At 37.3% G+C, this 24,444-nt stretch carries 22 protein-coding genes; 8 read left to right on the top strand and 14 right to left on the bottom strand.

The annotated features are described in order from the left end of the window. The first annotated feature begins 311 nt into the window (after window positions 1-311). From DXA74_RS16365 to DXA74_RS14120, 5 genes are read left to right on the top strand one after another with little or no spacing between them, the layout of a single operon-like run. Window positions 312-467: a hypothetical protein gene (locus tag DXA74_RS16365; protein WP_158576085.1), complete on the top strand. Its 156-nt coding sequence runs from the start codon at window positions 312-314 to the stop codon at window positions 465-467. 19 nt (window positions 468-486) lie between these two features. Further along, a complete protein-coding gene (locus DXA74_RS14135; protein ID WP_118528684.1) occupies window positions 487-1,989 on the top strand; it encodes an amino acid adenylation domain-containing protein in 1,503 nt (500 codons plus the stop codon). Between the two features lie 20 nt (window positions 1,990-2,009). Beyond that, window positions 2,010-2,252 carry an acyl carrier protein gene (locus tag DXA74_RS14130; protein WP_118528682.1) on the top strand — a complete coding sequence of 81 codons (243 nt, stop codon included), beginning with the start codon at window positions 2,010-2,012 and terminating at the stop codon, window positions 2,250-2,252. 17 nt (window positions 2,253-2,269) lie between these two features. Beyond that, window positions 2,270-3,664, top strand: a complete 1,395-nt coding sequence (locus tag DXA74_RS14125; protein ID WP_118528680.1) for an MBOAT family protein — start codon at window positions 2,270-2,272, stop codon at window positions 3,662-3,664. Then, on the top strand, window positions 3,664-4,695 hold the full coding sequence (locus DXA74_RS14120) for a histidine kinase (RefSeq protein ID WP_118528678.1): 1,032 nt from the start codon (window positions 3,664-3,666) through the stop codon (window positions 4,693-4,695). The genes DXA74_RS14125 and DXA74_RS14120 overlap by 1 nt, the downstream gene beginning before the upstream one ends. A gap of 581 nt (window positions 4,696-5,276) precedes the next feature. Here the strand turns inward: DXA74_RS14120 and DXA74_RS14115 are convergent. From DXA74_RS14115 to DXA74_RS14065, 11 genes are all read right to left on the bottom strand, one after another. Beyond that, window positions 5,277-5,615, bottom strand: a complete 339-nt coding sequence (locus DXA74_RS14115) for a hypothetical protein (RefSeq protein ID WP_118528676.1) — start codon at window positions 5,613-5,615, stop codon at window positions 5,277-5,279. Between the two features lie 14 nt (window positions 5,616-5,629). Continuing rightward, on the bottom strand, window positions 5,630-6,610 hold the full coding sequence (locus DXA74_RS14110) for a virulence RhuM family protein (RefSeq protein ID WP_118528688.1): 981 nt from the start codon (window positions 6,608-6,610) through the stop codon (window positions 5,630-5,632). Between the two features lie 5 nt (window positions 6,611-6,615). After that, on the bottom strand, window positions 6,616-8,658 hold the full coding sequence (locus DXA74_RS14105) for a DUF3732 domain-containing protein (RefSeq protein ID WP_118528674.1): 2,043 nt from the start codon (window positions 8,656-8,658) through the stop codon (window positions 6,616-6,618). Next, a complete protein-coding gene (locus DXA74_RS14100) occupies window positions 8,655-9,116 on the bottom strand; it encodes a three component ABC system middle component (protein WP_118528672.1) in 462 nt (153 codons plus the stop codon). Before DXA74_RS14100 ends, DXA74_RS14105 begins: the two co-directional genes overlap by 4 nt. Next, window positions 9,109-10,224, bottom strand: a complete 1,116-nt coding sequence (locus DXA74_RS14095; protein ID WP_118528670.1) for a hypothetical protein — start codon at window positions 10,222-10,224, stop codon at window positions 9,109-9,111. Before DXA74_RS14095 ends, DXA74_RS14100 begins: the two co-directional genes overlap by 8 nt. 4 nt (window positions 10,225-10,228) lie before the next feature. Next, window positions 10,229-12,121: an AAA family ATPase gene (locus tag DXA74_RS14090; RefSeq protein WP_118528668.1), complete on the bottom strand. Its 1,893-nt coding sequence runs from the start codon at window positions 12,119-12,121 to the stop codon at window positions 10,229-10,231. Next, window positions 12,118-15,660: a TaqI-like C-terminal specificity domain-containing protein gene (locus DXA74_RS14085; RefSeq protein ID WP_118528666.1), complete on the bottom strand. Its 3,543-nt coding sequence runs from the start codon at window positions 15,658-15,660 to the stop codon at window positions 12,118-12,120. Before DXA74_RS14085 ends, DXA74_RS14090 begins: the two co-directional genes overlap by 4 nt. A gap of 11 nt (window positions 15,661-15,671) precedes the next feature. Further along, complete coding sequence (locus DXA74_RS14080; protein ID WP_118528664.1) at window positions 15,672-18,941, bottom strand: helicase-related protein; 3,270 nt, start codon at window positions 18,939-18,941, stop codon at window positions 15,672-15,674. Between the two features lie 2 nt (window positions 18,942-18,943). Next, complete coding sequence (locus tag DXA74_RS14075; protein WP_118528686.1) at window positions 18,944-19,147, bottom strand: helix-turn-helix transcriptional regulator; 204 nt, start codon at window positions 19,145-19,147, stop codon at window positions 18,944-18,946. A gap of 74 nt (window positions 19,148-19,221) precedes the next feature. After that, complete coding sequence (locus DXA74_RS14070; protein WP_118528662.1) at window positions 19,222-20,142, bottom strand: relaxase/mobilization nuclease domain-containing protein; 921 nt, start codon at window positions 20,140-20,142, stop codon at window positions 19,222-19,224. Continuing rightward, window positions 20,139-20,504: a MobC family plasmid mobilization relaxosome protein gene (locus DXA74_RS14065; protein WP_009319097.1), complete on the bottom strand. Its 366-nt coding sequence runs from the start codon at window positions 20,502-20,504 to the stop codon at window positions 20,139-20,141. Before DXA74_RS14065 ends, DXA74_RS14070 begins: the two co-directional genes overlap by 4 nt. Window positions 20,505-20,549: 45 nt before the next feature. Between DXA74_RS14065 and DXA74_RS16245 the strand changes: the two genes are divergently transcribed. The 3 genes from DXA74_RS16245 to DXA74_RS14055 all read left to right on the top strand — a co-directional run bounded on the left by DXA74_RS16245 (window position 20,550) and on the right by DXA74_RS14055 (window position 22,009). Continuing rightward, window positions 20,550-20,921 (top strand): hypothetical protein, encoded by a 372-nt coding sequence (locus DXA74_RS16245; RefSeq protein ID WP_118400590.1) that lies wholly within the window; start codon window positions 20,550-20,552, stop codon window positions 20,919-20,921. A gap of 440 nt (window positions 20,922-21,361) precedes the next feature. Next, the gene (locus tag DXA74_RS14060) at window positions 21,362-21,673 is read left to right on the top strand and encodes a helix-turn-helix domain-containing protein (RefSeq protein ID WP_118528660.1); all 312 of its coding nucleotides are present in this window, start codon (window positions 21,362-21,364) and stop codon (window positions 21,671-21,673) included. Window positions 21,674-21,706: 33 nt separating this feature from the next. Continuing rightward, complete coding sequence (locus DXA74_RS14055) at window positions 21,707-22,009, top strand: helix-turn-helix domain-containing protein (RefSeq protein ID WP_118528658.1); 303 nt, start codon at window positions 21,707-21,709, stop codon at window positions 22,007-22,009. A 173-nt stretch (window positions 22,010-22,182) separates the two neighbouring features. Here the strand turns inward: DXA74_RS14055 and DXA74_RS14050 are convergent, their stop codons facing one another. From DXA74_RS14050 to DXA74_RS14040, 3 genes are all read right to left on the bottom strand, one after another. Next, window positions 22,183-22,941 (bottom strand): hypothetical protein, encoded by a 759-nt coding sequence (locus DXA74_RS14050; RefSeq protein ID WP_118528656.1) that lies wholly within the window; start codon window positions 22,939-22,941, stop codon window positions 22,183-22,185. 180 nt (window positions 22,942-23,121) lie between these two features. Then, on the bottom strand, window positions 23,122-23,496 hold the full coding sequence (locus tag DXA74_RS14045; RefSeq protein WP_118528654.1) for a hypothetical protein: 375 nt from the start codon (window positions 23,494-23,496) through the stop codon (window positions 23,122-23,124). 3 nt (window positions 23,497-23,499) lie between these two features. Continuing rightward, on the bottom strand, window positions 23,500-24,444 hold a 945-nt coding region (locus DXA74_RS14040), incomplete at its 5' end, for a site-specific integrase (RefSeq protein ID WP_233550568.1).

Below are 24,444 nucleotides of genomic sequence, written 5' to 3'. Positions count from 1 at the left end.
TACTAATTTTCAGGCGGTTTTTTAATTCCGCCAACAGGTTTCATAAGTACCAACAGACTAACCTGTTTTTATCATAGCTGTATTTAGATTCGCACAAAAATACAGATAAAATCAATATTCCATTTAGAATATCTGATTTTTTACTTTTACCTGCCATTCCAAAGTCTACATAAGGCCCAGATAGTGTCCGCAAAGTTTGCGCGCTTACATTTAACTAATATTTACATATCAGGAATAGGGGTTTTCCCCGCAACCTCTGTTATATAAAAAACAAATCCTCACAAATAAAATTTTCAAAAGAGAATAATTATATGATACAGAAAAGAAAGATGGAAACAACAAAAAATGAAGACACCGTGAAATTGGTATTGCCTTTCTCATATTTCTTGTGGATGCTTGGAACGAATCCCGATGCCCCCATAGAAAAAACAATGCAGCAGGAGTCACAAGCAAAACAAGAAAATTGAAACTGAGAAAATATAAATTATGAAGAAAAAAAATGATGCAGATATACTGGCTGCTATAGTTCAGGCATCGAACCGTCATGCCACACGTCCGGCACTGGTTCTTGATGACCAGACTTATACCTATCAGGAACTGTTCGGATTGGTCGGAAGTATTTGTGAAACGCTGAGAAACCTCAAAGAAAATGTTATTGGCATCACGGCGGAAAACCGTATGGAAACCTACGCATCCATTCTGGCTGTGCTACTTTCCGGAAAGACTTATGTCATATTGCATCCTGATTATCCGGCAGAACGTAACTGTCGGATAGCCCGGCAATCCGGCATTGGTCTGTTGCTTTACAGTGGAGAGAATGGCAATATGCTTCCTGCGGACATCAATGCCATACATGTGTGTCTCACCTCAAATCAGCCGACTTCGCATTCCTGCATGGTGCCGCATGACGTAGATCCCGAAGTGCCTGCTTACATTATCTTCACCTCAGGAAGTACAGGCGAACCCAAAGGTGTTCCCATATCCCGGAAGAACTTGAATGCGTTCTACCAGGCTTATCGTGCTTTAGGATGGGAATTGGACGAAAACGACCGTATGCTTCAGATGTTCGAACTGACATTTGATGTCTCTGTCGTGTCGTTCCTTTATCCTCTTACCCTCGGAGCATGTGTCTATACTGTTCCGCAAAAAGGAATGAAATATCTGAATGTACTGGATATCATGGAACGCTACCGCCTTACGTTTGCGGCAGTGGCACCTTCCGTACTCCGGTTATCGCATCCTTATTTCAGGGAAATCAGCTTCCCGGATTTACGTTATCTCGTAGTCACCGCCGAAGCCACCGATGTAAATCTGCTTCACGAATTTCGTCCCTGCATACCCAATGCCACTGTAACCAATCTCTACGGACCGACCGAAGCCACCATCTATTGCACGTCGTACGTCATCCCTGCTGAAGGGGCCAAACATCATAACGGCATGGCGGCAATCGGAAAGCCTTTTCAAGGTATGGAGTATATGATCGCATCCCCTTCGGGCGAACCACTTCCGGCCGGAGAAGTCGGTGAATTGTGGATTGCCGGCCCCCAACTAATGAACGGATATTGGTGCGCTCCCGGAAAAACAGCCGAGTGCTTTGTTACGGATCCTTCCGGAAAACTCTATTACCGTACCGGCGATCTCTGCCTGGCGGATTCTGACGGAGATATCATGTATTGCGGTCGCAAAGACACGCAGGTAAAAATACAAGGCTTCAGAATAGAATTGGGCGAAATTGAATACCACGTTAAAACATTCTACAAACATGGCTGTAACGCAGTCGTGCTGCCGGTTTATACCACGGACGGAAATTGCGAACTGCATCTTGCCATAGAGAAGGAAACGGAAGATACGGAAAGTCTCGAACGATATATGCAAAGCCATCTGCCGACTTACATGTTGCCCCGACGCATTCACTTCATCCCTTGTTTCCCACAAAACAACAGTAACAAAATTGACCGGAATCAACTATTAAAGTACATTACTCAATAAATTAAAAAGCAATCAAGTATATGGAAACCACTGAATTATTGGAGATATTGAACGGAATATTCAGAAAAGTATTAAAAAGAGAGGACATTACATTGACCGAAAACACTACCGCCCACGATGTGGAGGGATGGGATTCACTGACCAATATGGTGCTACTCACCGAAATTGAAAAAAAAATCGGTGTGCGTTTTTCGTTTCGCGAAATCGTGAAACTGAAGAATGTGGGCGACCTTTGCCATACCATCAAGAATAAGATCAAATAGGAAAGGAGGAAAAAGCAATGTCATTCATTTCCCTTGAATTTGTCCTGCTGCTCCTGCTCTGTTTCACCTTATACCATCTTGTCAGTACTCAAAAACGAAAGTTTGTTTTACTTGCGGCAAGTGGAGTATTCATCGGATACTTCAATCCCCTATTTCTGGTCACGGCATTGGCTGTAAGCCTTTTTACATACCGTGCAGCAATACTTGTCGAGCAAGCCAGTGAGAAAAAAAGAGGTTCCCGTTTGATTTACTGGGGCAGTATATCCTGCCTTGTGCTCTGCTGGATCGGTTTCCGATATGCAAACCGATTAACCGGAGACACAGGTATTGTTTTCCCATTGGGTATGTCTTTCTATACCTTTCAGGCCATCGGCTACCTGACGGAAGTTTATTGGGAGGAAGAAAAGGCGGAACGAAATCTGGTAAATTTACTGCTTTATATGCTTCTGTTCATGAAGTTCCTGTCAGGTCCTATTGAACGGTCCACCGATTTGCTTCCGCAAATCCGGAAACTCTCTCCGGCATCCTATTCCATGATGACCTACGGCCTGAAGCTGATTGTGGTTGGCCTGGTAAAAAAACTGCTCCTTGCCGACCATATAGCGCCCTATATTGACGATGTGTTCCATTCCATGCACACGGTATCAGGTATAGAACGGTTAATGGCCTGCCTTCTCTATCCCATTGAACTTTATGCTGATTTCTCCGGCTATACGGATATGGCGATTGGAACAGGAATGCTGTTTGGCTTGAAACTGTCACCCAACTTCGCACATCCCTTTGCCGCCCAGACCACAGCCGAGTTCTGGCGTCGCTGGCATATATCCCTTTCCTCTTGGGTGCGGGATTACCTTTTTCTCCCTCTATCATCGTTTACACGTCGTTGGGGACAATGGGGAATGGCGGCAAGCCTCATGGTGACCTTTATTGCCTTGGGTATATGGCACGGTGCAGGATGGACGTTTGCCGTCTATGGATTGATACAAGGGCTTGTGATTGTATGGGAACTAAGGACCGAAAGAATACGAAACAAGGTAAAAGGATATATCGGCAAACCGCTGTTCGCTACGCTTTCCGTCATCCGCACCTACCTCATCTTCGCCGTATCGCTGGTGTTCTTCAAGGCACAGTCCATTTCAGACGCATTTTATTTTCTGCGGAATATCTCTTTTCAGAGCCATGTGAGCTGGAAAGAAATCAATATCGGTATGTCCGACCACATCTGCATCGTAACTGGTGCGACCTTGCTGCTGATACTGCTTTATGACTTTTTTATGTCCAGAGGCGACTTACATCTTCGTTTTGAAAAGCAGCCTGCCTTATTTCGCTGGACAGTGTATTATTTAATTGTTTTTGCCGTGTTTGCTTATGGCAAGTTCGGCACGGAAGACTTCATTTATCTACAATTCTGATGGAAAAGATACCGGAAACCATTACTGGCACAAATATCCGTAAACGACCAGCCTTCCTACGCCTTGTGCGGAAGATGATGCTGTTCACCATACCATTTTGGGCTTTGATAGCCCTATACCTTTATGATGATCCTTTCATGGTACTTCATAAATATGACCTGTATGATTCTGATGTCATGCTGAACGAACATCATGTAGGCTGGCAAATATACAAGAACCATGATGACAGCGTACATTTCAACTCCTTTATCTTGGGCAATTCCTGTACTATGGCATTTCGTTGCAGAGAATGGGAAAAATACCTTGATTCCGGCGATCGTGCCATCCGTCTTTTTGGCAATGGGGAGACCATAAAAGCGATAAGCCTCAAACTGCGCGCCCTTGACCGTGAAGGGGCAAAAATAAAGAATGTGCTGATGATTCTCGACCGATCTTCCCTTTCACATTTCGAGCTCCGGACAGGGCCCAGAGATATACTTCCGGCTGCCATATCAGAAGCGAATCCGTTTATCGTGCAAATGGAGTTCATGCAGGCATTCGCAATGCCCGATTTCTTGTTCCCATACCTGAAATATCGCATAACAGGAAAGGTAGAACCAGACATGAAGCAAATGAATCCTTACGGAAGGATACGAGATCCAAAGAATAATGACGCGCTCAATCCTCGTGAGAAACAGATTGAACAGGAAGGCGAAGCATATTGGAGCAACCGTAAAAAGGAGTTTCCTGAACGTGATGGCACGGTCTCGATAGCTGCACCAGCCATATTTCAAAGGCAACGGATAATACTGGATGAAATCAAGGAAATCCTGCACCGTCATGGCACCTCCGTACGTATCATCATCAGCCCGGATTATATTCAGAGAGAACTACACGCGGATGACAGAAAAATCTTGCAAGACATTTTCGGAAAAGAGAATGTATATGATTTCAGCGGCATTAACGAATTCACAAAAGATTACCACAACTATTATGAGGCTGGACACTATCGCCCCCTGCTAGGCAATAAACTGCTGGAAAGAATTTATTAAGATCAATAAAAACGATAAACAAGAAAAAATTCTCTCGGAATCAGAATACTCTCTTTCGTTTCACAGAACCTTTGGGAGGTCATCATCGCACATCAGGCACCGAGAGCCAGGCAGAGAGTGCCATTTCCAGATTATAGTCCCCGTTCGCCTCTTTCAACGGAATACGTCAAAGCAATAAATATCAATCAGCAAAGATGATTCTAATTCGGTGGAGATTTTTGCTCTATCTTTTATCTCCACCTTTTGTTCCACCTCGATTGGTAATATTTTGCCATATTAGGGACACCATGAGAAAACAAAAAATCCTGATTTCTAAATGAAATCAGGATTTTACTGTCTTTTGCTTTTCTTGAAAGTGGTGCCACCAGGAATCGTAATCTAACGATAAGTGGCTGAATATCTTTGATATATCTTTTAGCTAAAGACGTAATCTCCCGCTATTGCTCCACCGGAGGCTTGCTGTATTTTGCAGTGTCTTGCGGAGTCGATTTCTTATTATACGACAAAGGTAACGCTTTATTTTGAAATACAAGCAGATGCCTTGTGTTTTTGCTCCACCTCGGTGTGGAATTCCAACCGATTTATTTTTTATTCAAATTACCAAGCATATCAATAAGCAAAGATATACCATCTACCATAGTCATTGTTTCATGTTTGGCTATTTGTTTGTTGCATTCTTCAATTTGCCGTTGGCACTCCAAAGCTAAATCATATTCTCCTTGTGTGCATTCTCCTGTGATTCTAGCTTTGTACACAATATAGTTGCATATTTGTGATAATTCCACAATCATAGAACGGAAACGGGTAACTTGAGCTATGTTATATGCTAAAGAAGCACCTTCAACAATCATTTTTGCTTTCTCATCTTTTAATGTAGCTACTTTTACCGTAAGAAAGGCTAAATCAATTGCATTATTCATATTATAATATCACTTTATTTCTTGTTTAATCTTTTAACCTCTTTGTCGAAATCACTTTCAAGCATATCCATTTCTCGATTGCGGTATATCTCAAATTCCTTTTCAGCTTTTTCTATGGCTTGTTTATGTGAAATATTACCTTTACCAATCAGGATTTTTCGTTTGTGAGCTATAATCTGATTGTCAAGAGCTTCTATCCAGTCCTTCATAGACATAGGATTCATCTCTAATGCCTGGAATTCTGCAAAATCAAGAAATCCTGAAACTAACAGATTCAGCCGTTGCAGCTCTATTTCTGACAAATAATTTTTCGCAATTTTTACATCATCTTTGGTTACGTAATTACCTTTGAAATTAGTCATTCCGACAAACGGTTTTTCATTGTCCACACGGTTATATATTACCTCAGCAGCTGTATTCTCATGAACCGCATAATGCAGTTTGTTTTGCACGGTGGCGAAAAAAGTTTTAGTCATTTCACTACGAGGATCATAGTCCGTAGCTGTAGCATATATGTCCGTAACCTGCTGGTAAAAATTTCGTTCGCTACTGCGAATATCCCTGATACGCTGCAATAACTCTCGGAAATAGCGGTTTCCTCCCTGTTTCAGCCGTTCATCGTCCATCGCAAAACCTTTCTGAATATATTCATGTAAACGTTGTGTCGCCCAACGCCGGAAGCGTGTTGCTATTTGAGACTGGACACGATATCCCAAAGCTATGACCATATCGAGATTATAATGGTCTATATTACGCCTTACTTGACGATTGCCTTCCTGACGAACTAACAAGAATTTCTTGTTAGTTGCTTCTGCAATAAGTTCTCCATCCTTGTAGATATTGTCTATATGCTGACTAATATTCTGTTGTGATGTGTCATATATCTCTGCTAACTGACTCTGTGTCAGCCATAAATCTTCATCGGCAAAGCGTACCGATACACGAGTTATTTCGTTATCGTCCTGATATAGAATTATTTTATTCTCTTCGTTCATACGCATTATTTATCTTCATTTATTTCTGTGTTGCTTATTTCTTTTGAATGCTTGATTTTCAAGATATCCATGAAGCCCTTATCTTTACCACGCCATCTACATACAACATAATTATTGAAATTGTATTTTCCTAAATTCAGATTATCCGCATGGTCTGATATTATGACTTGAGGCATAAATCCATATTTTTTTTGCATGGAATATAATGTATTGGCAATTTGAATGAAAAGATTTGTAACTGCCCGCAAGTCGTCATCAGCCTCTTTCCCTTCTTTCTGTTTCAGATCCTTTGCATTAAATTCAGATGCCGTATCTATTGTTGCTGGAAAATAAACCTGACTGGGTTGGTCAAGGAACAAAATTGTTGGAATGGTTGATTTCTCTCCTAATGATACAAAGAATTCTAAAATACCAAAAAATAAACAAACATGTGAATACAACCAATTTGCACCACTTCCCATATTTCTTAAATAAACTTTTGTTCCATTATTTTTCAAATGATACAATTCAAACGTATGAATGTCAAAATGCAGATTAATTGGCTGGTAAGAACTTTCAAAATCAAGATTTTTACCCATGTCATTCATTGCCTTATTAATAAATATTTCTGCATTATCTAGCTTTTGTTGAACATTATATTTTGTCTGCAGAATATATTCCAGCTGATTGATTTGTTTTTTAGTCTCTTCAATTTTTTTGCTATCAAATTGAATGAACATGTTTTTTGTCCATTCCAATTCGTTTTCAATTCTAAGCTTTAGTTTTAATGATTGTTCATCTAATGACTTGTTTTTCTCTAACCTATTGTTTGTTTCTATAATTCTGTTTATTTCGGAATTAATCTTCCTCAATTCTGAATTTATTAAAGATATTGCTTTTTCGTATTCACGTTTTTGTGGCAAGAATGAATCTTCTCTTTGAGGAGACTTTCTTAATTCTTCGTTTAGCCACTCAATAGCAATCCTTAATTTATTGGCAGCATCTTCTGTTACTGTTGACTCATGATGGCAGAAAGGGCATACCGCTTTTCCTCTTATTGCTTCCGTGATAGGTTGGTATTTATCTATCTTTTCAGCGTAGTTTCTAACATAATTAATAGAAGAGTTTATATGTTCTAATTTTAGAGATACTCTTCTTCTTTGTGCCAATAAATCATTCTTTTGTCGAATCAATTCTAAATACAATTTCTTATACTCATCAGAATCTTCATTGACTTCTATTTTTATTTTCTCCAACTTATCAATATAGATTTGTGGCATACTTAACATTTGAGCACTAGTAATCGTAGGGAATAATTCATATCCGCTAATCGAAAGATATTCTGCTCTGAGCTCATCAAGCATTATTGCTCTTTCGTTTTTCTGTGATTCAAAGTTGCTAAACTCTCTGTTGAATTTTTCTAGTTCTTGGCGTTTTTCCTCTAACTCTCTGTTGATAATATAGTATTGTTGGTCAACGAATCCTGCAAATATTTTAAACTCATCAATCACTCTTTCTCTTTTCTCTTTCTCATCAAAACGATAGAATAGCGAATGTTTGTTTGCAACCAGATTCTGATGCTGAAGCATAAAAGAAACCATATTGCGGAATGATGGTCTACCTTTTCTAGGCTTGAATTTCAAAGCTTCTTCGCTTTCGTCGGTGTCAGAAATGTTAATTCCAAAGAATCGACCAAGCTCGTCTCTAAAACTTTTTAATTGAACAAAATATTCTTGCTTAAAATAAGCTTTACCAAGATGCTCAATATCAATTTCTTCTGTTTCAATTTTATAAAAGGCCTCAGTTGATTTTTTATTCTGTGTACGAGCAATAACCAAATACGTTTCTTTTGCATGTATAACAACAAAATATAATTCTGCATTGTCAGTTATAACACCTTCAGGGATCGTGTTTTCGGAATTGCCAGTACAATAATCAAACAATTCGATAATAGCACTTTTACCCGTAGAAGAACGTCCTGTTATGATATTAAGTCCTTCTTTCAAACAGATGTAATGACAGTTGTCTAATTTGTCTATTACACCAAGATATTTAATATAGCTTCTCATAATTTGTAAATTCCAAATGCGTAATATGTGTTTATAACATTTCGTGTAAATATCTTATGTAGTTGCGATGCAAGATTGATACTTTTTGACAATCTACAATCTATTTGGAGGTTATTATCCGCCAAAACAGTTACACTTAAATCATCATTTATTTTTATATATCCACACTCTAAAGCATATTGAAGACAGCGATTGGTAATGTCTTTAAAATATTCGAATCGTTCTTCAAATCCTGCCATTATTTCTTTATTATTTGTTATTCTGCTTAATCTAGATGCTCTGGAAACAGTTGTGATTGTGTCTAAAAAATCAGAGTTCAAGACCAATGGAAATACAAAATATGCCAAAAGAATGTTTTTGTCCTTTGGTTGTAGATTCCTATAAAATGAAATAAGAATCGGCGTAAGGATAAAAATATTACTTTGTAGTGTGGATATATTTTCAATAAGCTTACTCATCTTTATGTTCTTTTAAAAGCCAAACAATGTCATCTTTATCATTTGCAAGTATTTGCATAACTCCATTATGAAAATATGAAGGCACAGAGTTGTAAGTATGAAATGTACCATCATTTGCCAATGTTACATTATCATATAGGTCCTGAGACCTTTTCAATAGTTCTTTCATTTCGTTAATTCTGGATGCCTTACGATATTCTGTCCTGTATCTTTTTTCTACAGATTTTTCATACTCTTCAAACTGGCTACTTATCGCTAATGATTCCCTCAGTTCTTGTTCTATTAATGAAACCGTATGCACATAGTCATCTACAGCTTCAGGAATGACTTCCTCATATTCTATATCTTTTATCTTCCTAACAAATTCATTTTCTTCATATTCTTCGTTCTTTATATCTGTCAATTGCAATTTATCTGGAAACACTACAGTGTTTTTTCTTAATTTTTCAGCAATTTCCTGCGCTTCTTTCTCAAATTCTTCATTGGAAATAGCCCATTCTTTTTGTGGTCTGATAATCCAACCAAGCAAAGAATTAATATATTTGTTTCTTTGAATCTTTGGAATCGATTTGTCCCTATTTAAGAGGCTCTTATAGTACTGTTCGTCATCTGTATCCAAACAATCAATAAATAGCTTTTTGGCGATTTCTGCCAATCGTTGACTTTTCGATGCATCAAATATGACATCCATCATTGATGTCAGTTTCTCAGACTTCCGCTTCTTTTTATCAAAACGTTCTTTTATGTGATTAAGCGTCTTTAATTTATCCTCTAATCCTTTTTTGTTCCAACCTCCCCATTCGGATTTTTTTCCTGCCTTTTGAGTTGTAAGCAAAAATAATGAACTAAACTTTTCTATAGGAAAATTATCTCGCATCCAGTTATGAATAGTGTTCCAAACATTCTCGTCTAAATCGGTTAAATCTGTTTTATAACATTTTGATTCAATCTGTGTAGGATTATCTCCACCTAACACAGATACATCGCCAAACGTTTCAATAAAAACAGACTCCCCCTCTTGCATTTCAAAACATCTATCAAGTGCGACAAGAAACTGAAATACAATACCCTTTAACGTTGGTGTCGAATCAAAACTTAGTTTCTTCATTAGTCTATAAGATATTTATTAATTTAGTATCTTGGGAATTTTTATATAATTCCAAGTAATTGTTATTGTACATTTGCCTCTTAAAAGAATGAACTTTTTTACAGATGTCTTCTAACGTTCCCTTGTAACGTTCGTTCTTATTAAACTCGCCTTCAATTCCATTTGTAATAGTACAACTACGAAGAGATCTCGCATTAGGTTGATATATGTTTTTATTAGCATTCATTTCATATGTGTACATTTCTTCTTGTAGTTCTATTTCATACTTTTGTGTAGTTTGTGCATTTTCTTTAAAATACAAATAGACTTTGCTCTTACGTGGCAAAATTTCTTTGATACACATGGCCCCAATTTGCGTTTTTAGACTATTAATGATTACAAAAACTTCCTTTAATTCTGTCTTATACACTGTTGTTTCCGATATTTTGTGGGATAAAGGATTTAACAATATGTCTAAGTTTCTTATTAATAATAATAATTTGGATATATCGAATTTAGGTATTTTTCTAAAGAACTTGACTGAGAAATCAAGAATGCTACGCAATTTATCATGTGGTAATCCACTATCTTGCAACAAAAACTTCGGTGGAAATGTATCTTTTACCAAGGCTTCAACGGCTTTACGCAAATAATTTGCAGAGGCTGGAAAATCAAAGTTTTTATAGTGTTTCATTGCACGTGAAATATCTGTTTCCGAATCCAATAGCACAGGATATTCCCGCTTTGTGATATCATCTTCGCCTACATACATTTCTTTTCTTAACCATTCTGTATTTTGTTTATGCTGTTTAATTTTATAATTAACAAAATCAAAAAGCATTCTATCATGGGTGAAAAATAAGATTTGATATCTATTGGCAAAATCATCCAACAATAAGTCCATAAGTTTATCTCTATTACCCATATCTAGACTTATCATTAAATCATCCAACACTAATACTTTTAATGCGTCTGGGACAGCTGTATTTATGCGGTAGTCTATGATTGCCAATCTAATGGCAACAGCTACTGCTGACATTTTTGCCTCATTAAGAAATGATTGTGGTTTTTTAATTTGAACCATTTGACCGTTGTAACTTGTGATAATCAAATCTATACGGAAAGCTGTCCATTCATAATTTTTATCTTTCTTAATGTGGGCTGGTGGAGTATATTTTAATTCAAATTTAATGTTATATCCAAGTTTCTTAACAAAATCAGCCCCATGAGCATTTATAAAATCCACCAACTTTGTAAAGTTTTCATTAAAATGTTTTTCAAATGCAAGAAAGTTCTTATATTCCGGACTATGTTTATATACTAGTATTGTATCACCCTTGTAATTTATAGTCTTTCCTGGACCGTTTTTATATTCTTCCCACATTAAACCCGCATTAGTTAAGATTTTACCTTTTAGCGGAAAAGACGGAAAAGTAACATAAGGTAATACAGAATAATTAAAAACCTCATACAGATCAGGGGTCTCGCTATTCTTGAAATCCTGAAACTTAAAGATTGATTGATAATTAATAAAATCAGTTGCTTTACGCGATTCTTGAGCATTAGTATTTCCACAAATGGTACTGTCCAACAAAGACAATACATACTCTGTATTATTATCGGATTTTATCTTTATGTAAGAATCACAATGTTCCTTATTTGTAATTGGACAAATCTTTTTCACAGCATAGACGTTAACTAAAGATTCATCATTGGTACCGAAAGCTTGAAAGTATTTGTCTGTTTCTATCGGTTGCTTGAAAGATGCTTCTAAGAGAGTATATATTCCCCAGAACAAGGAACTTTTACCACTTCCATTTTCTCCGTACAAAAGCAAATGGTTGTTGTTTATATCTATTACTTCTTCTTTGTTGAAAAACTTGAAGTTGGACAATGAAATTTGTGAAATTTTGCTCATATTGTTGCTGTTCTGTGAATTTGATAAATAAAATTATTGCTTCTGGTGTCTAATAGCATTATTTTTTGCCGAACCATATTTTCTGATTGTTGATACCATTTATAGAATGCTTCTATTGTTGTAGCATCAGATTTTCCAGTCCAATCATAGTTGCTCAAATCAGCTATTACATCAATCTGATTATCTTTCATATGTCGTTCAAAATATAATTCATAGAAAATCATGTCAATAATCTCTTCTATATGTGTTGCCAACCTTTTGTTACTTGTATGAGTAAGAATATCTGTACTATTCTTATCGTATAGATAAAGTAAAAAATCTGTTAGTCTTTCAACTATTTTTTCTCCTTTACTTGTTTGTTGCATTTCAGGAACAGGAAATGGTTTTATATAATCTGGCTTAAATCTAAAGAACCCATTTGCCAATACTGTCCCTGTATTTTTCAAATACCACCAAAACAAACGAGAGTTGAATAAAGCCAACCAAAATTTATAACCTTCCTTTACTTCCATTCTTTTAACATATCCATAGACTGTTGTCGTTTGATAAAAAATTCCTTTTTCATCATATGCAAAATTTCCGCCCATAGAAATATCTGGTGCAACTAATTTCTCAAATTTGGCAAATAAAATACCTTGTTTCCTGCTATATTGAAACCATTCTCCATCAATATTAAACCGACCTTTCTCTCTTGTGCGAAGAACATCCTCACATCTCTTCAAATAATTGTATCCTTTTGGGAATAGATCTCCTATCTCTTTTTCTGTATACAGAATTGCTTTTCCACTTTCTAATTTATATGGGAATATCACAAATCGATCTGTTAAAAGATGATCATAACGATGCACATCTTCACCTTTCAATAAAGGTTTCACTAAGCCCTGTTCAATACAAACTTGATATCCGAGTTGTCTGGAGTAGCCAACTAATAAGCCGTTTTCTTCTGTGCAATCATACAAAAAATAAACGTCATCTTTACCCGTTGCGATACCTTGAAATATTTTCTCGAATATATCTCTAATACACCGAGAATGGTTTTCCAATCTTTCTAATATTTCAGTTGTACAACCGGTCGTTAGCACCCACGCCTCTTTATTAAGCTTATCGGCATTTATTTTAGATACTTTTTTGTTGTTGAGTGATTTCAAATATAAATCCAGTTCCTGATTAGTGGTAAGATTTTTATCTAATTCATAATACAATAGCTTATTACTGCTAGGTATAAACCATTGAAGCGCTGTATATGTAGAAGCATTAAACACTTGATATGCTCCAAAATTAATGATTTGGTGTACTGCTTTATTTTCAGAAATAATTGTACGCAGTCCTTTGCCAAAAGCTGCATTTGTCCATTTAACGGGCATAATATAGTTAACAATCCCTTGTTGCTTAATAATTTGCAGCCCTCGTTCTACAAATGTTACATAAAGATCAAAAGAACCTGTTGCAGACTGATACTTTTTGACAAGTTCGTCTGCAAATAGTGGATTTACATCTCTGATGCCTTGAATTCTTAGATAAGGCGGATTCCCTATAATGATATCAAAGCCTGTAAAATTACCTTTTTCGTCAAGTAGTGAAGGAAATTCAAACCGCCATTCAAAAGCATCGGTATAAAGTCTATTATTAATGATATTAGCTTGAAATTCTTCTTTTTTGACTAATTGTTCTTTTAATTTTTTTAATTCGGTCTTTTCTTTTTGTGTACGTTCACCCAAAAGCATAGGAGCTTCTAAAGCTAATATTTTGCCTTTTAACCTTGAGATACTTTCTTTTTCTTGTCGGCTCAGTTCTGTTTTAAAGGCTTTTTTTATCGCTTCAATAGTCTGTCGAAAAAAATTCTTTGTTTCATGATTAGATGTATCAGTATAGTTGCTTACCAACTCTTTATATTTGGGAAGTGTTATTTTTTCACTTTCATTTTTACCTTTATTATATTCAACAAAAACATTCTCAATAGGCGCATCTATAGGATAGCGACTCAGAAGTGAATTACCGCAAGTGATTTTGTAATCTAAGTTAGGAAGTGGTTGTGGCTCATCGGCATCAACAACTAATGCTAGCCAAAAACGCAAACGTGCAATATCTACTGCACCCTGTTCTATATCAACTCCGAATATGTTGTTCTGAATAATATCTCGTTTAGTTTGAGTAGAATCAAAGTTTCCGTGAGGTTCTGCATGTGAATGTAAGTGATGCATTGCGTGATACAATACATAAAGGATACCCATAGGAAATGCACCCGAACCAATCGCTGGATCGCATACTTTTACTTCCTTAAGCAATTGTATAAAGCGAGATGCCACACTCTTTGTTTGGAGTATAGGCATAATAATTCCTTTGTTTATAAGTTGTTCTATTGGTTCGGAATATTGCTCGTCAGATTCATAAGTCTTCAAATATTGTATAACGCTCTGACGACACATATACTGTACAATCTCCTTTGGGGTATAGAATGCACCTTTATCCTTATTGTCCTCCAAAAGATTCTCAAAGATATGACCCAACATTTCCGGATCGATACCCACCTCACTGTCGTCTGGGTCGTTTTCATCAATGGTAAAATTGTACATAGCGAAGAAATCCATCAATTCCTTGAAATAGGAATATGGAAAATCTATATCCAATTTGTCGATGTTATCTTTCTCGAACAGACCGCCATTAAGGTATGGAATCTTGATATCTTCTCCCAATCTGGTATTGGCTATATCTCCTTCGCGCTTTTCATTCAGTGTATTAAAAAATAGGGGCTCTAGTACATCGCTTAACAGACGATTATTCCCGTTGTAACGTTCGATCAAATGACTAAGATAGTTTTTGTCTCCACCTTTCCAATCAGAGCGTGAGGCAGGAACACCCATCCAGCCCTTTTTCTGAAGAAATTGCAGAAACACCAATCGACCAAGCAGTTTCTTGACATAGTCACGGTTTTGTTTGTTATCGGAAAGGTGTTGAAGGAATTTAGCATATTGAGCCTTATATCCGGCAAAGAACTCCTTATTCAGACGCTCAACAGAGAAAACATCTGTTACATCTGCCAAATAGATAGAACTGTTCTTCTTTTTGGATATTAATTCGTATAAACGATCTGTAGCTGTTCTACACGGCTCATTTTCACCTAAAAGAAATGTGTATCTTTTAGGTGCTGTTTCTGTTTTTGTCAGTTCTCCGTCTTCGTTGAATGAGGTTTGTTTCGCTATAAAAGTCAGACGATAATCAGAAACATTTTTTGAATAGTAAAAAGCTAAAACACCATGAATGACAGACTGATCAATAGTCCTTGCGGTTATTTCACGCAATCCTTTACGATTACGGTTAATAAGAACATTGTCATTAACTTCAAAAGTGTATATAGCTAATGAACGGCCATCATCCAAACGAATCAAACCTGCTTGTCCTCCGTCTTTAATCAAATTATGGGAAACCTGATTAACACGAGTGAAGAATTCGACCTTTGGAAACATCTCTGTCAATATGTCTTTCCACTCATCGAAATTAAATCTGGTAGATAACTTATTTTGTAATTCTTTTGATGTCATGCTTGTAATAATTAAAAATTAAAACTTTCGGAGATAATAATTTCCGGTACTAACTCCTTTGTCGCTTTTATAAGGTTTACACCTTGAATTTCATGAGTGTTTAACTCAACATGTTCAAGTGGGTAAGAAGTTATTATTCTCATAAGTTGTTCTAAAAGAACAACTATTTTAACTGGAGCTTTTTTTGTGGCACTTTGCAATTTGTTTATGTCCCGCTGCAACTGTTGGAATTTTCCTGTAGATATAGCACGTTTGGCCTTTTCTATCAGAGTCAACTCCTCATCTGTTACGTTAGGGACATGCAAAAATCCATCAAGATACGCCAGAGCTTTTTTCTCATTTGGACCTTGGGTAGTAATCACTTTCTTGGTAGCAGCTTTTGCATCTTCTTCTTTCTCTGAGAAAACTTCTATCGCTTTTGCTACTTGCTCATGATGCTTGTCATGCAAAGGAACAGCTTGCTCTTCCAGCCTTGCCTCAAATTCTTTCACAGCTTCCAGAAAGGTAAGTTCTTCTATGCTTCCGTCTTCACGAATGAAAGTAAAGGCATCTCTTCTTTTATTTCGAATAAACGCAATGGTACTCATAGGAATAAGCTTGCTCTTTCTTCCTACACGGGCTCTTAAAGGCATTTTGCATATTCGTTTTATTAAGTCCGGATCATCCTCTTTTAGCTTTCTAAGCCACATCAGATACCGCAATTTCTCGTCTCTTTCCTCATCTGCATTCTTATCAAATAGCCCGAAACTTTCTGGATTTTCATCTGTTGAATAAATTTGGCTGTCTTCACCCAAAGCAGCATGGAAAGCAAAGAGTTTCATTTTGGCTTTTTTCTCCAGCTCTATGTCGTTGTTTACTTTGGCCGTAGGAAAGAAGTTGAATATATGCACCTCTTTGGCTGTACTTCCGATACGGTTTACACGCCCAATTCGTTGCATCAGTCTGGTAGAGTTCCAAGGTGTATCGTAATTGACGATAACATTGGCACGATGCAGGTTTACACCTTCAGCCAGCACCTCAGTAGAAATAACTATATTATAATCATTTTTTTTCTCTCCTTTATAATTGGCATCAAAATTAGCCTCAAGGACAGGCATCTTGTCGTTACGATTATCACTCTGAACAGTCAAAACACGGTTAAACCCGTTTGCTTTCAATGTATCTGACAAGTACTTGGTAGTTTCCTTACTTTCAGAAAAAACAACAAGCTTACCTTCCTGATTGATTGACTTGTCAAACAGTTTACTTTTCAGATATTCATTTATAAAAATATCCAATTTCGGGTCGTATGTTATTTTATTCCATGCTTCCACCAGTTCTTCCAAAATATGTCCGTCATCTTCCAAGCCTTCCTTAAATCCAGGCTCAAAGTCTTCAGGGGTACATATTTCAATCGTTGGGTCGGTATATTGCGCCTCTTCTATCAATTGAATCAGTTCTTCTTCCTTTCCTTCGCTTAATAATTCATTAACTTTCAGATTCGGAGCTATATATATTACGCCTTTTTCAAACATGCCTAACATAACTTTGTTGGCCTGATAGTATCTCTTCAGAGATTGCTTGAATGCATAGAAACTACTGTCTATTCGCTTGACAAGCAATGTTTTCATAATACCTGCCAATTGAATGGATATCATATCTGCTTTTTTATACTTGGCTTTTTTCTTTGGAACCAAATATTTAATTGCCTGATAGCGATAGTATTTCAATACATTATTTTCTTTACCTCCTAAATAATGGATTGTTTTATCATACAATGCTTCTAATTCAGCATCCAACTGATAGTAAATCTTATGGGGAGGCTTTACATCAGGAAAATGTACATTTTGTTCTTCCAAATCTTTCCGATATGCTTCATTTTCCATTAAATCCGTACGTGTACGACGAACGGTTAATGGTTCAACTACCTTTGTTCGAATCTTTTCGTAAATAGCTTTTATCTCTTTAGATATTTGCTCTATATCTTTTTGCTTTTTTACCTTCTTGTATTTATCGATTTGTTCACGAAAGAAACGCTGTAAATTTCCTTCTTCCAAAGTGCTGTCTTTGGAATCCTGAAACAGATAAACCAAGTTGGCTATATCTTCGGGCCTGTTGTTCAACGGAGTTGCAGAAACAAGTATCACTTTCTTATCGTGCAGGCTACCATCAGCATGCAGAGTTTTAGTCTTGCAAAGTTTCTGTAGATCGTTGTACATAGATGCTGTATCACTTCTGAATTTATGGGCTTCATCAACGATAACCAAATCATAAAGTGACGGATCCTTTATTTTATGCAAGCTTCCATTTGTGATAATCTTGTAATTGTCAAGTTTAAACTTTGTCATTGTTCTTTCCCAACCTTCTTTAAGAGCTGGCGGAACAATAATCAATGTATGAGAGCGATGCATTGGGAATCCGTTAGCAAAGAAAAATTTCTTGGCAATGAGGGCAGCAACAATGGTCTTTCCCAATCCAACTACATCGGACAGGAAAAAACCGTTATGTTTCATCATTTTTGAGTAACCATCATTTACGGCATCAACCTGATAAGATAATTTTTTATACCCTTTAGGTAAGTCTGACACTGAATTTGGATCGAAATCTATACTACGTCCAAAGTATTCTAAAAGGAACTTCAGGTAAACTTCATATGGCGTAAATTCAGTATTCAGATAAGATTCTTTTTTTATTTTCTCAATATGTGTGATATCAATCGCGACAGATTCAGCCCATAGCTTCTCAAAGGTTTCTGTAGCAAACTGAATATCATCATCATATCTTAGTTCTACATTAAATTCAAAGTTTTTCTCCAGTCCGGCTTCTGTCAAATTGCTGGAGCCAGTAATGACAGAACCATAGCCATGAGGATGATATACTTCTTCACGAAAGATATAGATCTTGGCATGTATGTTTTGTTTGGGATGAATACGCATTTCTATTCTGCCGGAAACAATATCTTCAATAAACTGATACATTCCGTCTTCCACTTCCTTGTCGTACTTAGCCTCTTGGATATTCTTTTTTATATCATTGAAGAATTCCTCTTGTGACTGCTCGTCGTTTGGATTAAAAAGCAATCCCTGCTGGTTGGCCTGATAAGTCAGCTTGTCCACATTGATGCCTACTAAGATTCTAATATGTGGGGTCTGTTGAATAAACTTTCGGATTCTAAAATATCCGGAAGCTCTGAAATACCCTACAAGCGCATCAAAGAAATGCACTTTTTTATACTTGAAAACTCCTTCTATCTTTTCAAGGAGGGTATTTTCTTTTTCGTTAGTAAAGAAATTTGTTCCCATAATTATTGCTTAGTAGTTACAATCAAGTTTCTTACATCAATATCCAATTTCTCAGCAATTTGCATCAACATCTCCAGAGACGGTTGCATTTTGTTTGAACACCATTTAGACACAGTAGATGGATCTTTTCCTAATTGCTCCGCAAGCCATTTACCTGTTTTCTTTTGCTCAACTAAAACGACTTTAATCCTATTTATATCTTTCATTGTATATCCTTTTATTGGCGTATAAGGCAAATATACTGATAATATATGGAATGAGAACAATGAAGGGATAAAAATTACCATCTTATTTTACGTTGTTTTTTCTTTTTCTTCTTTCTGAAATAATCGTCCGAATAACCTTCTGGTTGTTCCGTTTGCGGGTTCAAAGTGAACAGACCTAAAGAACCGCTGTACAATTCACTGCCATGCGATTCCTGTTGCCATGTTGGTTCACTCTGAACAGCTACCTGTCTTTGGGTTTCCGAATGTGACGGTGTCTTTAACGCGGCATCTATCTTGGTATAGCTGAACTGTCTGTCTATCTTGGAGCCGCTGAAGGAATAGCCGTTCATGATGAACACGATACCCTGTACTTCATCTGAATTTCCCTTGTATTTGAACCGTACATCCACTCCCTTTTCGTTTAATCCGGCAATCAGCTCCTTCCAGTTTCCGGCCTTTCTGACTTCCGCTTTAAGCAGACTGTAAAGTTCATATTTTGTCTTGTCCGGTTCCCTCAAGCGTTCAGTCTTGACATGATCCTTGCCTTTGGCCATGTGCAGACCATATTTCAAGGTCAGTTCCTTGCAGATGCGTGCACTCCGTAACCGCTCGTTTTTGTCGGATATGGTCCTGCCATCATTGTCTATCCGGTTGTAGGCAATATGTATATGGGGATGCTCCTTGTCGAAATGTCTGGCTATAAAGAACTGTGTGTTCCTTATGCCCATCCGTCCCATGTATTCCAAAGCTATTTCTGCCATAATCCGGCTGGTCAGCCTGCTTTCATCCTCTTTGGAAAATCCCAGTGCAATGTGTCCGACCGGTCTGGATACTTTCGGATTCATGCCGGCCTGTGCTTCGAAAGCCTTTGTTATTGTGTTAACATCCTCAATGAACAAGCCGGCATGTGCGATAATCCTGGCATCCTTTTTACTGTCAATGATATAGCCGGTAACCTCACGGAATCCGCTTCCCTTTACAATCTTCGCAATCATAGCAGGATATGGTTCAGCAGTTCTTCGATTCTTGCCACCTGTACACGGCATTCCAGCTTTGCCGTATCGAATCCTCCGGCATTTGCCTTATGAGCCAGCTGGTTCAGATTGTTCGCCATACCGCATAGCTTACGGATATAGTCGGAATGTTCTGCTGTAAGTCTTTGCCGTACATATCCTTTACGGAAACATTCCCTCAGGTATTCGCTAGCCGATATGCCTGCGCTTCTTGCCCTGCTTTTCAGTGTATAGTAATCCGGTGTCGCCAGTTTCACGGTAACACGGTATTTCAGTTTGTCGGTCGTACTCTTGGGAGGACGGCCGCCCTTGTTGTTTCGTTCTGTATTCTGTTTCTTTTCCATCTGTTGACTATTGTATAAAATGAATGTACTGATTAGACCAGCGGGATGAACCTCTCACTGCCTCTTGTAGTGGGAGCAAGCGGTTTCGGTCTGCCCGAAACACAAACTTGCCCCACTAAAAACCAGAATCCCGCTATTTTGAGCATCTCTGAATATGCTCCTTATAAATCCGGGAGAAATAATACCGTTGTCGGTATCATCTTATGGAGGGGACAGGCCTGTTTTTCCGTTTCTGTTCATCATGTATTTTCTCATTTTGTTTGCCATGTTCCGATATATCTCGGAATGAATTGTCTGGCAAAAAAAGAATATAAGTTTCCAATAGTCAAACAGTTGGTCGGGATGTGGCAACAATGTGGCCTGTTGCAGTTTGTATGCAGGGCAATCGGTGTGGAATGCGGTATTTTTCCTGTTTGATGAAACAATGAACCGGGGATTCAAACAGTTACTGTTCTATTGACTTGAATATTTACTGACTTAATGTCGTATTGTCGTACTGTTGTAAACATTCATGTTTGTGAATTATTGAAGGAACACTTCTTTGCTTCTTTATCTAATCAATGGCTTGGAAAAGTGATGAAGTAAGGTTACATGGAAATAAAACATTCCTTATCCATTGCTATGGACCTTTATTGAATCAGGTTCATAGATATTTTATTCTGTAAATCGTTATTGGATGGAGTCCCTGAATATAGGGATATTTGAAGAAAAGGATATGAAAGTGGCCTCATAATTAGGATAATCAGCGCCACATGCTGCCAGTTAAGCGGAAACCATTGCCTTTCAGAATATATGGCTTTTCTTTGTCGCAAACAACTAAAAAAGAATAAACATCAATCAACAAAAAAGGAAACGATATGGAATTTGTAGGAATAGAAAAACAACTGTTTGAAGAATTGGTGCGTAAGTTTGAATACTTTGAGCATCGGGTCATGGAAATTTGCAACCGGGAAAATGACAGGACGCTGCACAAGTGGATGGACAATCAGGACGTGTGCCGGTATCTGAACATTTCGCCCCGTACCTTACAGACACTCCGTGATAACGGCACCCTGCCTTTTTCCCAAATCAATCACAAGATATTCTATAAGCCGGAAGATGTGCAGGGTATCGTCAAGAAAGTTGAGGAAAGAAGAAAAGAGGCTATTTACAGAGGACGTAACATATAACAGTTAAACAATAACCACTAAATCCATAATAACATGAGTGAACTGAGAACAGACAGCAGAGAATGGGTACAACGTATCATGGGAAGTCTTGACCGTATGCTGGTCGGGATTGAGAAACTGGCGGTCGGAAACCGTCCCGTACTGGGCGGTGAACGCTATCTGACCGACAAGGAAGTGTCGGCACAATTGAAACTGAGCAGGCGTACGCTTCAGGATTATCGTAATGAAGGGAGAATATCCTATTACCAGTTGGGAGGTAAGATACTTTATCGGGAGAGTGATATTGAGAAAATGCTTCAGGAGAATTATCGGGAAGCATATATGAGTGGTAAATAAAAGATAAGCATAAAGGCTGTGTGACATTGGTTTATCCAAATCGGCACACAGCCTTTATGCTTGTATGATGAACAATTATAAATCTTCGGGCATGGGGATGACAAGTACTTACTATACAGGATTTCGTAAATAGAGGAATTTTATACAAAATAATGTAGATGATTGATTTGCTACTAATTTTGATAAGTTAATTCCGAAATACCTTCAATAAAATTGTGCATTTTTTCCATAACAGATTTTAGGTTGTCTAAATCGATATCAATTTCATTTTTGAATATTGGATTAATATTTTCTTCATTATTATTAGTCCCAACATAGGCATATCTGAAACTGAATGATTTATTATCAATTCGATGTATTTCATTTATAAGTTTCTCAAAGGCTTGACATTCTACTGTTTGAATCTGTTGTATATACTTTTTTAATTGATTCCAAATTGTTAATAAGCTATGTTCCTTGTCATAGCCAATTTGTTCAAGTGTAATTTCGTTATTTGCTATTTTGAATTCTCTAATAGTATCCTTCATTATTATTTCTAAATAATGCCTAAAACAGAATAGGATTGGGAAAATTAAAGAATCTTTCGTTATATTATTATTGCTATTTTGCGCTTTTATTAAAGCATCGATGGCAATTGTGTAATATCCTTCTGGTATTAAAATTTCCTTCAAATTATTGCTCTGTCTTACCATTGACAAAGAACTGTAGTCTGATGGTTTCTTGATTAAAACATCATTTTTTTGTGGATATGTATATTCTACTGTTTCACTTGAATTAAAAATAGAACATTCATTCATTGATGAATGTTGTTTTTTGTGAAGCATAAGAATGGGACAATGTTTATGTTTACATTGTTTATATAATTTCAATAATTGATTGAGTTTAATTCCTTTTCCTTTGTTTCTTAAAATATTTCTATTCTTTTTTACCATAATGATATTTGATTGATATTTTGTAAAATTGCTCTATTATTTTGAGTGTTACAATTAATTGGAATATTAAAGATCTAAAACATTTTTATGAGAGTATATTCCTTTATATTATTATATGTGGATAATTAACCGCAAATTTTGCGGCTTATTATCCGCATGAAATAGTAAAATCAATATTTATCAGCATTTTAGATATGACTTATGGTTACCATTCACCATGCAGATAACCATTGACTTTTCAGTTTGGAACAGTCTACTGATTATATACTCACGTAATTGTTGGGCCGGATAAGTATTAATCTGAAAGGCAAGCGCAAATATCATTTCCAGGTTATAGACTACCTGATACCCCTCTTTTAACGGAATACGTTGTTCTGCGGTGAATGGTTGCAATATCTCAAGTTTATATATTCTTCTTTTCGCTGCTCGTAAAGTCGGTGCAACCACATTGAACAAGCCGACGAGTTCGGCTTCGTCCATACGAATCTTATCAGGATGGACAGTAGGAATAACAATCTTGCCGTCTTCTGTTATATGGATAATTTCTCTTTTCATAAGCTACAAGCAATTTGAAAGTACATCCCTTACATTATTCATATCTTTCAGAATGGAACTGTCGAGTACCCTTGCATAGTGCTGCGTCATCTTGATATTGGAGTGACCGAGCATTTTGGCTACATTCTCAATGCTTACCCCATTGGCTAAACAAACAGATGTGGCGTACGAGTGGCGGGCGGGGTGTGTAGTCAGGTTCTTCTTTATCAGGCATAGGTCGGCAATCTCTTTCAGGTAGCTGTTCATCTTCTGATTGCAGGGGACAGGCAGCAATACTCCTTTCTTTTTGCAGGAAGGATAATCCGCATATTTCCTCAAGATTTCCAAAGGAATATCCAACAGCGGGATATTACACATGTTCTTTGTTTTCTGACGTGGCTTCCTGATCCACAGGTTTCCGTTGTTGTCTTTTACGATATGCTCAGGGGAAAGCTGTTGTACGTCAATGAAAGCCAGACCGGTAAAGGCAGCGAAAATAAAAACATCACGGACTACGGTGATTCGCTCCAGAGGAAATTCCTTGTGGTAAATAGTCAACAGTTCATTCATAGTAAGAAACTCACGGATTACTTCTTTTTCGTGGAACTTGATACCGATAAATGGGTCTTTGGCTATCCATTCATTGGCCAGTGCCAGATTGGTAATTTTCTTCAGACATTTCATATAACGGATGACGGTATTTTGCTGACATTCCTTTTCTGTTTTCAGATAAAATTCAAAGGCACGTACCAGCTCACCGTTGACTTCCGCCAGCGGCAGATCATCCTTTCCGTATTTCTGTCTGATAAGTTCGGCAAGATAGCGTTTGCAGCTTTCATAACGGCGAACGGTAATCAGGGCGTAGTCTTTACCGACCAGGGCACGGCATTGGTCATTGTGCTCCTGCATGGTACCGATGAGAGTGCGGACTGCTTCCGGTTTTTTGTCCTGTCCGAAAAATATTTCCTG

The organism is Bacteroides sp. OF04-15BH (genome assembly GCF_003477995.1).
Taxonomy (GTDB): Bacteria; Bacteroidota; Bacteroidia; order Bacteroidales; family Bacteroidaceae; genus Paraprevotella.
Note: the sequence above shows the minus strand (reverse complement) of the source record. Positions and strands in the feature narration are given on the sequence as shown.